Raw genomic sequence first — 13741 nt, forward strand, 5'->3', positions numbered from 1 at the left:
GATTGACGACAGCCCGAGCGGCCCTTTTACCTGTTCGCAGCCTCGGGTATGAGGCCTTGAATGGCAAGAAAACAACAGGAGCCCACCCATGTCGTTTCATCGCATCGTTTTTGCGGCATTGCTTGCGGCCGTGTTGCCAGGCGTCACTTGGGCGCAATCCGAAAGCGCACCGTCCGAGGGGCTTTCCATAGAATTGAACACAGCGCAGAATGTGGGCAACGCGTGCCGCCTGACGTTCCTGGTACAGAACGGAACCGGGGTCTCAATCGACAAGGCCGTGTTCGAGACCGTGATTTTCGACACCGAAGGCGGCGTGGTCAGCCTGTCGCTATTCGATTTCCGGGACCTTCCGGCAGATCGCCCGCGCGTGCGGCAGTTTGATTTGCCGGGTAGGGATTGCGCTCAGGTGGGCCGCGCCTTGATCAACGGCGCAAATACCTGCGTGGTCGACGGTGCAGATAGCACTATTTGTCGCGATACGCTCAGCCTCAGCAGCCGGGTCAAAGTGGAGCTTTTGGGATGAACATCTTGGGCACATTGCGCGAAATTCTGGCGCTTGGCGGGCCGGTCGTTGGTATTTTGATCGTCATGTCGGTTCTGACGCTGTCGGTCACGCTGTATAAACTGTGGCAGTTCGCGGCTTGTGGGGTTGGTCGTCACAAGGTCCTGTCTGAGGCGCTGGCCGCATGGGATGCAGGCGATCGCGCAGCGGCGCGCGCGCGGCTGAACGACAGCAGCAGCTATCTGGCTCCGATCGTTGGGGCCGCGATGGAGGGGGTCGACGTGCCCGGCGTGGATGACCGTCTGGACGCCGAGGCCGGTCTGGCCCTGGCCGGGTTGGAGCGCGGCTTTCGCCTGTTGGATACAGTGGCGCAGCTTGCCCCGCTGCTTGGATTGTTCGGAACGGTGCTTGGCATGATCAACGCGTTCCAGAGCCTGCAGACCGCCGGATCGTCGGTCGATCCGTCGCTGCTGGCGGGTGGCATCTGGGTCGCCCTCGTGACAACGGCTGTAGGTTTGGCGGTGGCGATGCCGACTTCGATGGTTCTGTCCTGGTTGGAAAGCCGCACATCACGCGAACGGGTCTTTGCGGACAAGGCGCTGCGGACCATTTTGGTGCCGGGTCATTCAGTGCAGGCAACCGCCGGAGCACAAACCCCGAGCGCCGCCCCAGAACATGCGTAACACGGCGCCCTTTGTCAGACGCCCCTTGTCGATGACGCCGTTAATCGACGTCATCTTTCTGTTGCTGCTGTTCTTCATGCTTTCATCCACCTTCTCGCGATTTGCCGAGATCGAATTGACGCAGGCCGCTGCTGGCAGTAGCGGGGGCACGGCACCGGCGGACAGAGTGTTTCTGCAGCTTGGTCCGGATCGTTTGGTTCTGAACGGGGCCTCGATCACTTTGGATGATCTACTGACGCAAGTTGAAACCGGGCAGGTTCTGATCAGCCTTGACGCGGATACTTCGGCGCAACGTCTTGTCGATGTATTGGTCCCTCTGCGTGGTCGGGACGGGTTGACCGTGACGGTGTTGGAGTAGGCCGATGATCCGCCAGACACCGCAACGCCGCAGACGCGACTCCACGATCCCGCTGATCAATGTGGTGTTCCTGATGCTGGTCTTCTTCCTGATCGCCGGCACCGTGGCCCCCCCTTTGGATCCTGATCTTGAGTTGGTTGACACCGCAGAACTGGAGGGGCGTGAGCCGCCGGATGCACTGGTCCTGCATGCAGACGGATCGCTCAGCTTTCGCGGGCAGGACACGGACCCGGAAACCTACATGGCCGATCATGAGGGCGAAGAGGTCCGCATCGTGCCGGATCGCGCTGCCTCGGGGCCACGTCTGATTGAGGTGACGGGCGCGCTGCGGCGGGCTGGGGCGAAATCGGTCTTTCTGGTCACGCAGCAGGCGATCGAATGATCCGAACCTCGGCCATCATCGCCACTGTGGCCCTTCTGGTCTCGTTGCTGGTGCATATTCTGGGGCTGAGCATGACCACAGCCCGCCTGACCCATTCACCAAGCGTTGTGGGTGATGATGAAGATGCGGTGATCCTCGGCACGGCCTTTGAGGACCTGGCCGAGCAGGTGCCCGAACCGATCGAGCCAGAAGAAGCGGAGGTGCCCGAACCTCCGGTCGAAACGTCGCCCGAGCCTGAAGAGGCGGAGATTCCCACAAGCGAAGCTCTGGTTGCGTCACCCGACCCGCAAGAGCAGATTTTCGCGCCCGATACCGGCCCCTCCAACGGCGGTCAGGCCGAGGTACCGGAACCCGAAGTGACCGAATCCGTCGACCAGTCCGAGACGCAAACGGCAGCAAGTGATGAGGCGGATGCTACACCTTTGGCCGAGCCCTCGGATGTCGTCGAAATCCCGCAAGCCAGCGCCGCAGAGCCGGTCGAAACGCCAGAGGCCGAGCAACTGGCCGCACTACCGCCCATCGAGGTCACACCTGTGCCGTTGGAGCAAGAGGCCGTTGAGCCGGAAATCGCAGTCGAGCCTGTGCCGGACGAAGCAGAACCTGTGGAGGACAGCGAAGGAACCGAGCAGGCAGTGGCAACTTCGCTTCGACCACGTTTGCCCAATCGGACACCCTCGGACGAAGTTCGGCCTGCGCTGCCCGGCGCACGCAATTTCGACAATCTGAAATTCCCCGAACAGACCATCGAATCTCCGCTGGCGGCCTATCAACGCGAAGGGATAGATGCCTTCACCCGCAATGACAGGGGCAACCAGTCCGGCGGGCGAGGGCCGGGCAATTCCACCACGACCAACTATGCCGGACAGGTTCTGGTGCATCTGAACCGCGCACCACAGGTTTACGCGTCGGTTCGTGGCTATGCGCAGGTGTTCTTTCAGATCAACCCGGATGGTTCATTGGCCTGGGTCGAGGTCATCACCAGCTCGGGTTCGGACCAGGTGGATCGGGCAGCAAAGGACCAGGTCAGGGGGGCCGCACCGTTCCCGCCGCCGCCCGATGGGGTCAGCCGCAAACTGTCCTTCTACTACCAGAACGGCTGAACTTAGCGGGGTCCGCGCCTCTGCTGCGCCCCGCCATCCTTGCGCATGGTCAGGCCAATCCGCTTTCGGGGGACGTCAACCTCGACAACGCGTACCTTCACGACCTGACCGGTTTTGACCACCTCATGCGGGTCCTTGACGAACCGATCCGCCAACTGGCTGACATGGACCAACCCGTCCTGATGAACGCCGATATCCACGAAGGCCCCGAAAGCGGCCACATTGGTTACCGTCCCCTCCAGCAGCATGCCGGGTTTGAGATCGGTAATCTCCTCGATGCCGTCCCGGAACGAGGCGGTGACGAAGCTGGGGCGCGGATCACGGCCCGGTTTTTCAAGCTCGGTGAAGATATCGCGCACGGTGGGCAGGCCGAAGGTCTCATTGGCGAATTGTTCGGCCCGCAAGCCCTTCAATGCGCCGTCATGTCCCATGATTTGCCGGATATCCCGACCGCAGGCAGCGACCACGCGGCGGGCGACGTCATAGGCTTCGGGGTGAACCGATGAGGCATCCAGCGGCTCGTCCCCATCGCGGACACGCAGAAACCCGGCGCATTGCTCAAACGCGCGCGGCCCAAGGCGGTCGACTTTCAGCAAGTCCTTGCGGGACTGAAACGCACCATTGTGATCGCGGTGCTGAACGATGGCCTCGGCCAAACCGGGACCAAGGCCCGACACATGCGACAGCAGCGGGGCCGAGGCGGTGTTCAGGTCGACACCGACCGCGTTCACCACATCCTCGATCACCGAGGCGAGCGACTGCGACAGGCGATGCTGGTCTACGTCATGCTGGTATTGCCCGACGCCGATGGATTTCGGTTCGATCTTCACCAACTCGGCCAGCGGGTCTTGCAAACGGCGCGCGATTGAGACCGCGCCGCGCAGGGATACGTCCAGATCCGGGAACTCTCGCGCGGCCAGTTCCGACGCGGAATAGACCGAGGCCCCGGCCTCGGACACGACGGTTTTGGTGGGGGCTTTGACCGATTTGGGCAGCAGGCTGAGGGCGTCGGCGACCATTCGTTCGGTTTCACGGCTGGCGGTGCCATTGCCGATGGCGATCAGTTCAATCTGATGGGCCGAGATCAGATTTAAAATCGCCGCCTGCGCCCCGCGCAGATCGTTTTTCGGCTGAAAGGGATAGAGCGTATCCGTCGCCACCACCTTGCCGGTGGCATCCACCACGGCGGCCTTGACGCCGGTGCGAATGCCCGGATCCAGACCCAGCGTGGGCCGCGCACCCGCCGGGGCCGCAAACAGAACATCCTTGAGGTTGCGCGAAAACACCTGAATCGCCTCATCCTGCGCGCGGCTGCGCAGGTCGGCCATCAACTCAACCATCATCGACAGGGACAGCTTGACCCGCCAGGTCCAGCCCGCAACCTTGCGCAACCATTTGTCTCCGGGCCCATCGCTGCGGGTCTGTAGATGCGCGGCTACGATCGCTTCGGCGCGCGCCGCGCCCGCCTCGGGCTCAGGGGCGATGTCCAGCGTGACGATCCCCTCTTTCGAGGCCCGCAACATGGCCAGCGCCCGGTGCGAGGGGGTGGTTGCCCAAAGCTCGGAGTGGTCAAAATAGTCGCTGAACTTCGCGCCCTCTTTTTCTTTGCCCTCAACGAGTTTTGACGACAAAAGCGCTTCTTGCTGCATGAATTTGCGCAGCTCACCCAGCAGAAGGGCGTTTTCCGTCAGACGCTCGGTCACGATGTCACGGGCGCCGTTCAAGGCTTCCTTGGTCGTTTGGATAGCTTCCGAAAGATAGCCCTGAGCAAGGGCTTCCGGGTCGGTATTGCGGTCGACCAGAATAGCGTCGGCCAGCGGCTCCAACCCGTTTTCGCGGGCGATCATCGCCTTAGTGCGCCGCTTGGGTTTGTAGGGCAGGTAGATATCTTCCAGCTGCGCCTTGGTCTCGGCCCCGGCGATGGATTTCGCCAAATCGTCCGACAGCTTGCCCTGATCCTTGATCGACTTCAGGATCGTCTGCCGCCGCGCCTCCAGCTCTCGCAGATAGGTCAACCGGTCCGAGAGGGTTCGAAGTTGCGTATCGTCCAATCCGCCGGTCGCCTCTTTACGGTAGCGGGCCACGAAGGGCACGGTCGCGCCTTCGTCCAGCAACCGCACGGCGGCCGAGACCTGATCCGCGCGCGCGTTGATTTCGGTGGCGATTGTGCGGGCGATACGGTCCAAGGGGGCCTCCTGATACTGGGTCGGAAGGACTTCTTAGACAGCGTTTTGGCAGAGGGGAAGAGGGTCGGCGCATTGGGGCAAGATTTCCTGAAACGGTCTGCCCCTTTGCCTGCATACGATGCCCGGCCGCTGATCCGGCCGGGCGTTGGCGTGCCTTAGAGGCACTCAGCCAGTGTTTTTGCCATATCGCGCAGAAGTTGGGGATAGAGCGCCGCGCCGGGTTCAATTTCGGCGCCAAGCGGATCGATCACGGCGGTGTTGGCCTCGGACCCTTCCATCACGGTTGCGATCAGGCCGGGGTTGAACTGCGGCTCGGACAGAACGCAATCAATCCCTTCCTCTTTGATGCGTCCCTGAATTTCCGCAATGCGTGCAGGGCTTGGATCGGATGCATCGCCGATGGAGATCGCGCCTGACGCCGGGAAGTCGAAGTCATTTTCAAAATACTGATAGGCGTCGTGGAACACAATGAAGTTGCTATCTTTGACAGGTGCCAGCGTTTCTTTGATTTCGGCTGACAGCGCCTCCATCTCGGCGCGCGCAGCGGTTGCGTTTTCAAAGTATTTACCAGCGTTTTCAGGGTCAGCGGCCGAGAGCTGGGCGGCGATGACGTTCAGCCATGTGCTGGCGTTTGCAGGCGACAACCAGGCGTGCGGATCTTGGTCGCCATGCGCGTGACCTTCGTGGTCGTCATGATCATCATGGTCTGCATGCTCTTCATGGCCATGGTCGTCATGCGCATGTTCATCTTCCTTGTCATGGTCGTGATCATCGTGACCATGCTCATCCTTGTGATCGTCGTGATCATCATGCGCGTGTTCGTCTTTGTGATCATCGCCATGATCTTCGTGATCGTCATGATCCTCGTCATCGCCGTGATCATGCGCTTCAAACAGCGCGCCCTCGCGGAAGTCCAGCAGAGTGGTTCCGTCCGCCTCCAGCAACGCAGTAACAGCCGCGCCGCCAGCGAGCGTTTCGACAGCGTTTTCCATCCATGGCGTCAGATCTTCGCCGATCCAGAAGACCAGATCAGCCTCTTGCAGAGCTGCCGCCTCGGACGGGCGCAGGTTGTATTCATGAGGCGAGGCGCCCGGCTGAACGATCAGGCTGGGTTCGCCCACGCCGTCCATCACACGGGCCACAAGCGAATGCACCGGGGCAATATCAACGGCCACATTTGGGGCTTCGGCCATGGCGGTTCCGCCCAGCAATGTAGCGGTGATCGAAATGGAAAGGAGGTTTCTGGACATTGGACCCTCTGTGTGATTTTATAACATTCAATCGCGGCATATATGATATAAGATAACATGACAAGTCAGAGGCAACAGAACTCGACCAGCGACGCTGCGCCGGTGGGGTTCCATGATCATGACCACGTGTCCTGCGTGGAAACCGGCCTTGCCATGGCCGAGGCAAAGTGCAACGCCGAGGGGCTGCGCCTGACACCCGTGCGCCACAAGGTGCTGGAAATGCTGTTGCAGGAACACAGGGCGCTTGGTGCCTATGCCATCCTCGATCGCCTACGGGACGAAGGGTTCGGCTCGCAGCCGCCTGTGGCCTATCGCGCCTTGGATTTTCTGGTCGAGAACGGGTTTGTCCACAAGATCGAACGCCTGAACGCTTTTGTGGCCTGCGCCCATCCGGGGGCAACCCATTCGCCTGTTTTCATGATCTGCCGGGGTTGCGACGCGGTAGCCGAAGCCTCCTCGGCCGTCGATAGTGGGGCCCTCGGCGATGCCGCACGTGCCGTGGGTTTTGAAATCGAACGTACTGTAGTAGAAGCCGAAGGTCTCTGCTCTGACTGCACCGAAAAGGCCTAGCAATGTCCCTTGTCACCGTTGAAGACCTGAGCGTTAGCTATGGGGCCAATACCGTGTTGCGTCATGTCCATATGACCATCGAACCCGGTGAGATCGTGACAATTGTCGGCCCGAACGGGTCCGGCAAAACAAGCCTTCTGCGCGCAATTATCGGGGCCACCAAACCTGCCAAAGGGCGCATCATACGCAAACAGGGCCTGCGGATCGGATACGTGCCGCAGAAGCTGCATATCGATCCGACCCTGCCCATTTCGGTCGAGCGCTTCATGCGCCTGACCAGTCACGTCAGCCGCGCCCGCTGCGCCGAGGCGCTTGAGGAAGCTGGCGTGCCCGATCTGTTGAAACGGCAGATGACAGAATTGTCCGGCGGGCAGTTTCAGCGTGTTCTGCTGGCGCGGGCGTTGATCAATCACCCGGAAATCCTGTTGCTGGACGAAGCGACGCAAGGTTTGGATCAACCGGGTTCAGCGGCATTTTACCAGCAGATTGAAACCGTGCGCCGCGAGACCGGCTGCGCCATTCTGATGATCAGTCACGAGCTTCACGTGGTCATGAGCGCCTCGGACCGGGTGATCTGCCTGAATGGTCATGTCTGTTGCGAAGGCTCGCCAGCTGTTGTGGCTTCGGCCCCTGAATATCGCGCCCTGTTCGGGACAGGGACCGGAGGGGCATTGGCGTTGTACCGGCATGACCACGATCATCATCACGACCACGATCATATCTCTCAGGACGCTGCAGAATAATGCTGGATGATTTTATGACCCGCGCGACTTTGGCCGGGATTGGTGTGGCTTTTGCGGCGGCTCCGCTGGGATGTTTCGTGGTCTGGCGCCGAATGGCCTATTTCGGTGACGCAACTGCGCATGCGGCCATTCTGGGCGTTGCCCTGTCGCTCACATTTCAGATGTCTGTCTTTACGGGCGCATTGGCTGTGGCCCTCGCGATGGCGTTGACGGTTACTGTTCTGTCTGGCCGGGGATACGCGATGGACACGCTTTTGGGCGTTCTCGCTCATTCCGCTCTGGCCTTTGGTCTGGTTGCCGTGTCGTTTCTGTCAGGTGTCCGCATCGACCTGATGGCCTATCTTTTCGGAGATATTCTGGCCGTATCGCGCACGGACCTTGCAGTGATCTGGGGCGGAGCGGCACTGGTCGTGGCCCTGATCGGGTGGCGCTGGTCGCAGCTATTGACCGCGACCCTGAACGAAGAACTGGCCTATGCCAGCGGCTACGATCCTAAGCGCGAGCAGCTGATTCTGACCCTGTCTCTGGCAGTGACCGTTGCGGTGGCTATCAAGGTTGTGGGCGTTCTTCTGATCGCAGCCTTGCTGATTATTCCGGCTGCGGCTGCGCGCAGTCTTGCTCGATCCCCTGAGTCAATGGCCTTGATCGCCGCCGCCATCGGAGCGGTATCCGCCGTAGCCGGGTTGCGGGCCGCTTATATGTTTGACACGCCCGCCGGACCGTCCATTGTGTGCGTCGCTGCAATCCTGTTTGCCTGTTTCAGCCTGTTGGGATGGAAAGGTCACAAGCGATAGAACGCCCTACCTTTCATTAAAGGCGCGCTCCAACGTCAGTTGGACCGGTTTCAACAGATAGCTCAGAAGCGTCTGCTCGCCCGTTGTCATTTCGGCCACTACGGTCATACCCGCCTGCAACGGACGGTTGAACGCACCGGTACCGATTGTTGATCGGGCCAGAACGAAGGAGGCCTGGAAATAGGTCTCGCCCGTTTGCTCATCGGTCATGGGCAAGGGATGCACCGACTGCAACCGCGCCTCGACCTTGCCAAAGCGGCGGGCATCGAACGTATCGACGCTGATCGCCACTGGGTGTTCCAAGGCCACATGACCCACCTCGGAATTGGGAATACGGGCCTCGACCATCAGGTTCTGCCGGGTCGGAAGCAGTTCGTAAAGCGTTTCGCCGGGGGCAATAACCTCACCGGGATTGGGCGAGGCCACCGACTGGATCACGCCGCGCACCGGAGCGACTAGGCGTAGATCGGCAAGCCTGGATCTGGTGAGATTCTGTGAGGTCTGCAACTGGTGGTGTTCGTGTTCCAGCGCGTTGATACGGGTCAGCACGTCCTCTCTCAGCGTTAGTGCCTCTTCCGCGAGGGCCGCTTTTGCAAGTGTCAATGCATTGCGCGCTTCGGCGACGCGGACACGGGCGTCTTCTGCTGCGGCGCGCATGGCGTCAACTTCGTCTTCTTCCTCCAGAAAATCACTGAGAGATTTCAAGCCCTGCGTCTGCAGCTTCGCGTAGCGATCCAGTACCTGCTCTTTCTTTGTGACCCTTTGGCGTGCGAACTCTGCGGCGTCTTCAAGGATTTTCAACGTCTTGGTTTGCTGCTCAATCGAAACACGCTGAACCTTCTGGCTTTCCAGGAATAACTCAATACGTGCCGCAGCCGTCGTCAGACCCGCCTTTCTGAGTGATTGTATCTGGGCAAGGCTCTGCGGTGTGTCGCCTTCAAGCAGAGCAAGCACAGCCTGTGCATTGTCCAGATCCCGCGCGACTGATGAGGCTTGCGCAGACAAAACCTCGATCTCTTGTGTCAGCTCCGGGTGGTGCAATTCGACCAGAACATCGCCGACCTCTACAGTTTGTCCGTTCCGAACGTGGACCGACCGGACAATCCCGCCTTCCATGGTTTCGATTTGAACATAGTGGCCCACGGGCACGATGTTACCCGGCGCGCGTGTGATCTGTGGGACCTCGGTCCGCCATGACAAAGCGATCAGGCTGGCGACAAAGCCGGTGATTGCAAGCGCGAGGAATGTGGCGAACCGAGGCGCGCGGGCCTGCTTTCGTCGAGCGCTGCGGTCCAGCGGGCCTTCTCGATTTGCGGACTGTCTACGGAATACCATCGTCAAGCTCCAAGCGTTTTCAGGGCGGCCAACAGCTTTTTGCGCCCGACATCACCTGTATCGTTCACAGCAACCTGACCTGCGTTGAAATAGATGAAGCGATCGGCAATGTTCAGAAACGAACGATCTGCTGTCGCGATGATCACAGTGTGGCCCCCGGCCTGATCCGTGACCCATGTTTTGAACGCACTACGGCGGGTGTCGTTCAGTCCGTTTGTCGGTTCCGAGAACAGGTAGACCGAGGCTGGTCTTGCCATGCTGCGTGCAAGGGTGAGAGATTTCAATATCTCGTCGGGCATTTGCGAAAGGGCCTCATCAGAAAGGCGTGTTCGTACGCCGTCTGGCAGAATGCTGTGCCCTTGTCCCAAGCCTACCCGATCCAGCGAAGTTTGAATGTCCGTGTCAGAAAGGGATGGCGCGGCCAAACGGAAATTCTGTGCAACTGTGCCGTAGAACAGTGATTTCTCATAAGTGGCATAGGTAACCGATTTGCGCAGCTCGTCCCGCGCGATTTGGCGGATGTCGATCCCGTCATGTTCGATGGTTCCCCCAATCGGGGAGGCCAGGCCGGTGATGAGGTCTAGAACGGCGGTCCTTGCGGCGGCATCATTGCTAAGTATGACCACAACTTCACCCGGTTTGACTGCCAGATTGACTTGCGACAGGACCGGAGAACGCAGCGGATCGGGGCGATGCGTCACCGACGAAAAGGTGATGGCGCCGCTCAGCGCCTTTTGGTGGGGCCAGCCGAGGCCAAGCTCCATCTCTTGCGGTAGGGACAGCACGCGGTCCGCCTGTTTGCGGCTGGCTTGGAAGGACAAGAGCTGCGGAAATCCTGCATAGAGCGCCTGGAGCGGTCCAAAGACCTTTGACACCAACGCGATCGAGGCGATCAGAGCACCAAGACTCAGCGCGCCGGCCATCGCTGCATGTGCGCAAAGGACGATCGTACCGGTTGTCGCCAAGGCCCCAATTGTTTGCCCCAAGGACTGTGTAAGTGCCTGGAATTGCCGCGCGCGCCTCGTGCTTTCTTCACTGGATTCGAACATGGGCGTACAGCGCTGAAGCCAATGCGATTGCATGCCGAGGCTTGCGAAAGCGCCTTGATGGATGACCGCGTCTTGTACTGCAAGTTGGCAGTCTGCGGCGTCCTGTGCGGCTTTCTTTTCAAGGTGTTTCTGCCGTGGAATTGTGATCAGTCCAAAAACGGCCAAAGTCACCGCCAACCCAAGTGTCCAAAGCCCGACCGGTGGCGCGAGATAGAGCAGAACAGCAACGAAGAGGAACGCAAAAGGCAGATCCAGCAGTGTGGTGATCATCTGTCCAGTAAACATCTCTCGCAGGGCTTCGAATTGGCGGAACCGGGACAGGTGTTGGTTCACGTCCGAGCTTTGCATTTGGCTTATCGGCAGAGACATCAGTTTCCGGAATAAGCTGGTCATCAGCTTCTGCTCGCCGCGCCAGCCGACATAGGTTAGCGCGCGCGTGCGCATGTGGCGAAAACCCATGTCCGTCGCCGCGACAACAACGACGCCAACCGCCAGTGACAGCAGCATTTCAACCGATCCCGAGGGAATGATCCGGTCGTATACGGCCATGATAAGTAACGGGGCGAACAGACCCAGAATGTTGCTGAGCATGGATACAAACAATAGAGCCGGCAGGATTGGGCGGAGGTCGCGAAAAGCTTGTGTCACAGTGATCTGCGTTTTTACCGTGCGATCATGGGCGAAACGGTCGATCCGAAACAGGGTGCATTGACGGCGCGGTAGCTTCTGAAACCGTGGATGCTCTGCCGTCACATCATCAACCAGGGCATGCGCGCCTTTGCAGTCCAACACCAGGAAGGCCGCCCCCTGATCAGGTAGCACCAGGGCCGGACAGTCCGAGGCGGCGATTTCGTGCATCCGACACCTGACCTGAGCAAACGGTATTCCGAGGTTGACCAGAGTCTGTGCGATATCCTCTGTTCGCAAACGTTGGGAAAAATGTGGAAATGCTTCGATCAGGCCGTCTTGGTCATGTTTCCAGCCACTGGCCTGTAGCAGCGTTTGAAAAAGTTGCGCGGTGTTTTCAACGGTTATGGCGGTCATGCGACACCTGTCGTCATGCGGCACGCGTCCTCTTTGTCTTGCCGGGCATCCTCTTGCCATTGAAGCAGATCGGAGGTCCGGGCAATGCGTAGCTGGGCAGATTGATCGGTCAGATGGCCCATCCGGGGGTCGGGGCTTGCGATCACCAGCGAGGGGCGCGGCGAAAGGGTTTTCAGGTAAGTGGCCAAAGCCTGACGTTCAGGCGTGTCCAGAACAGCCGAGGGTTCATTCATCAGCAATATTCGGGGGCGCAAGGCCAGGGCCCGGATCAGAGCGATCAGCTGTCGGTTGACCGGATCACTTTCAAAACTTGATCTCTTGCCCAGTTGTGTGTTGTAGCCCTCAGGCAGCCGGTGAATACGCTGCTCCAATCCAAGTGCGGCAGCTATTTGTTTTGCATGCTCAACCGTTTCGGCACCGCTAAACGCGGTTAGATTGTCCAGCAACGTCGCTGACAGGATCGCCGGATCTGGCTCTAGCGCGACGACGCCTCCGCGACCGATTAGGGCGGGCCCTTCTGTTGTTGCAATCTCATCTATCAGGCAAAGGCCAGAATTGGGCTGTTGGTTCCCCAGGATGGTCGCAAAGAGGGTGTCGACCATCCAGCTTTCTTCCGCTTCAACCAGTATGCCCGTGCCTGCAGGAACGTGAAAATGCACAGGCTTACTGATGGTCTCGCTGTTCTGCGGGTGCGCCATGCAAAGGCCTTGGGCGCGCAGATCGCCTTTTAGTGTTTTGCGCCCAGTCGCGCCCGGCGGGTGCTGAATGACGCTGTCCATTTCACGCAGTTTCCGCCGGGATAAAGCGACGCTTTCTGATTGAACCCATATTGCCATGATCTTGGTCAACGGCTGAATGATACGACCGTTCAAAAGCATGCAGGCCGCCAACTCGGCTATGCCAATCATGTTCTGAATGACCAGAAAAGCCCCCAGCAACCCCATTGCGGCAACCATGATCTGCCCAAAAACAGCGCCAAAATTCTGCGCAAAACCCGAGAACAGGATCAGCTTGCGGCTTACTTCTACGGTCTGATCCTCCAACATCTCGAATCTTCGGGCCATCTGAGGCTCCATTCGGTTGGCTTTGACTGTCGACAGGCTGGACAGGAGGGCCGAGAGGAATGCATAGCGACGGGTGTCCAGCGCCCTGCGATGCTCGAACAAGGACCATTGCAGACGCTTCATCACACCTGCAAACCCCAAAACGATGCAGAACGCAGCAACGGGAACCAGAACCAACCACCCTCCGATCAAGCCGATCATGAGGGCGAAGAGGATCGTAAAGGGCAGATCAATTGCGAGCGTCTGGCTCTGGCCGGATTGATGCTCTCGCAGGTGGTTGATCGCCATGTAACGGTCGAAATAGGTGCTGGCGGTGTCTTGGCCGAAACGGATCGGATTTGCGTACAAGACCTGTTCAAGAAACTGGCGCTGGCGGGTGACGGCATTCTGTTCGGCCGCAGTCGTCAACAGCACGGATCGCGCCCAACGCAGCGCAAATTCAAGCCCCGCCCCGATCACAAGCACCCAGGTCAGGATGCGCAATGTCTCGGTCGATTGAAAGGGGATGATGCGGTCGAAGATCAGCAGAATGGTGAGCGGCATCAGAAGAGACAGGATGTTCAGGGAAAACGACGCAGCCAGAAGCGGAATACCCATCCGCAGCCTTGTTTTGCGCCTAGCCGCCCTGTTCGCTTTCATGTGTTCACGCCCATTCAATTGCCACCTAGGTCTGGGGTCGAG

Annotated in this window: 13 protein-coding genes; 8 read left to right on the forward strand and 5 right to left on the reverse strand. The window is 59.5% G+C overall.

From position 1 onward, the window contains the following. Positions 1-88 precede the first annotated feature (88 nt). The 5 genes from AC2FD8_RS11790 to AC2FD8_RS11810 are packed head-to-tail and all read left to right on the forward strand — an operon-like array spanning position 89 to position 3025. Positions 89-523 carry a hypothetical protein gene (locus AC2FD8_RS11790; protein WP_496856326.1) on the forward strand — a complete coding sequence of 145 codons (435 nt, stop codon included), beginning with the start codon at positions 89-91 and terminating at the stop codon, positions 521-523. Beyond that, positions 520-1185, forward strand: coding sequence for a MotA/TolQ/ExbB proton channel family protein (locus AC2FD8_RS11795; protein WP_496856328.1), 666 nt, complete (start codon positions 520-522; stop codon positions 1183-1185). Before AC2FD8_RS11790 ends, AC2FD8_RS11795 begins: the two co-directional genes overlap by 4 nt. A 31-nt stretch (positions 1186-1216) precedes the next feature. Next, complete coding sequence (locus tag AC2FD8_RS11800; RefSeq protein WP_496856330.1) at positions 1217-1543, forward strand: ExbD/TolR family protein; 327 nt, start codon at positions 1217-1219, stop codon at positions 1541-1543. Positions 1544-1547: 4 nt separating this feature from the next. Beyond that, positions 1548-1925 carry an ExbD/TolR family protein gene (locus tag AC2FD8_RS11805; RefSeq protein ID WP_496856331.1) on the forward strand — a complete coding sequence of 126 codons (378 nt, stop codon included), beginning with the start codon at positions 1548-1550 and terminating at the stop codon, positions 1923-1925. Beyond that, positions 1922-3025: an energy transducer TonB family protein gene (locus AC2FD8_RS11810; RefSeq protein WP_496856332.1), complete on the forward strand. Its 1104-nt coding sequence runs from the start codon at positions 1922-1924 to the stop codon at positions 3023-3025. Before AC2FD8_RS11805 ends, AC2FD8_RS11810 begins: the two co-directional genes overlap by 4 nt. A 2-nt stretch (positions 3026-3027) precedes the next feature. Here AC2FD8_RS11810 and AC2FD8_RS11815 read toward each other — a convergent pair whose 3' ends face one another. Together AC2FD8_RS11815 and AC2FD8_RS11820 are read right to left on the reverse strand one after the other, a co-directional pair. Then, complete coding sequence (locus AC2FD8_RS11815) at positions 3028-5211, reverse strand: Tex family protein (RefSeq protein ID WP_496856333.1); 2184 nt, start codon at positions 5209-5211, stop codon at positions 3028-3030. A 155-nt stretch (positions 5212-5366) separates the two neighbouring features. Next, a complete protein-coding gene (locus AC2FD8_RS11820; RefSeq protein WP_496856334.1) occupies positions 5367-6461 on the reverse strand; it encodes a zinc ABC transporter substrate-binding protein in 1095 nt (364 codons plus the stop codon). A 57-nt stretch (positions 6462-6518) separates the two neighbouring features. On the opposite strand from AC2FD8_RS11820, the gene AC2FD8_RS11825 reads away from it, so the two are divergent. Genes AC2FD8_RS11825 through AC2FD8_RS11835 form a run of 3 tightly spaced genes read left to right on the forward strand, consistent with a single transcriptional unit; the run spans position 6519 to position 8568 of the window. After that, positions 6519-7031, forward strand: a complete 513-nt coding sequence (locus tag AC2FD8_RS11825) for a transcriptional repressor (RefSeq protein WP_496856335.1) — start codon at positions 6519-6521, stop codon at positions 7029-7031. 2 nt (positions 7032-7033) lie between these two features. Continuing rightward, positions 7034-7774, forward strand: coding sequence for a metal ABC transporter ATP-binding protein (locus AC2FD8_RS11830; protein WP_496856337.1), 741 nt, complete (start codon positions 7034-7036; stop codon positions 7772-7774). Then, positions 7774-8568 (forward strand): iron chelate uptake ABC transporter family permease subunit, encoded by a 795-nt coding sequence (locus AC2FD8_RS11835; protein WP_496856339.1) that lies wholly within the window; start codon positions 7774-7776, stop codon positions 8566-8568. Before AC2FD8_RS11830 ends, AC2FD8_RS11835 begins: the two co-directional genes overlap by 1 nt. Before the next feature lie 6 nt (positions 8569-8574). On the opposite strand, the gene AC2FD8_RS11840 is transcribed toward AC2FD8_RS11835, so the two are convergent. From AC2FD8_RS11840 to AC2FD8_RS11850, 3 genes are read right to left on the reverse strand one after another with little or no spacing between them, the layout of a single operon-like run. Beyond that, positions 8575-9903 (reverse strand): HlyD family type I secretion periplasmic adaptor subunit, encoded by a 1329-nt coding sequence (locus AC2FD8_RS11840; protein WP_496856341.1) that lies wholly within the window; start codon positions 9901-9903, stop codon positions 8575-8577. Between the two features lie 2 nt (positions 9904-9905). Further along, on the reverse strand, positions 9906-11996 hold the full coding sequence (locus AC2FD8_RS11845; protein ID WP_496856343.1) for an ABC transporter transmembrane domain-containing protein: 2091 nt from the start codon (positions 11994-11996) through the stop codon (positions 9906-9908). Further along, positions 11993-13657 (reverse strand): ABC transporter transmembrane domain-containing protein, encoded by a 1665-nt coding sequence (locus AC2FD8_RS11850; RefSeq protein ID WP_496856344.1) that lies wholly within the window; start codon positions 13655-13657, stop codon positions 11993-11995. Before AC2FD8_RS11850 ends, AC2FD8_RS11845 begins: the two co-directional genes overlap by 4 nt. Positions 13658-13741: the final 84 nt, after the last annotated feature.

This window comes from Ruegeria sp. YTSC192, assembly GCF_059609705.1.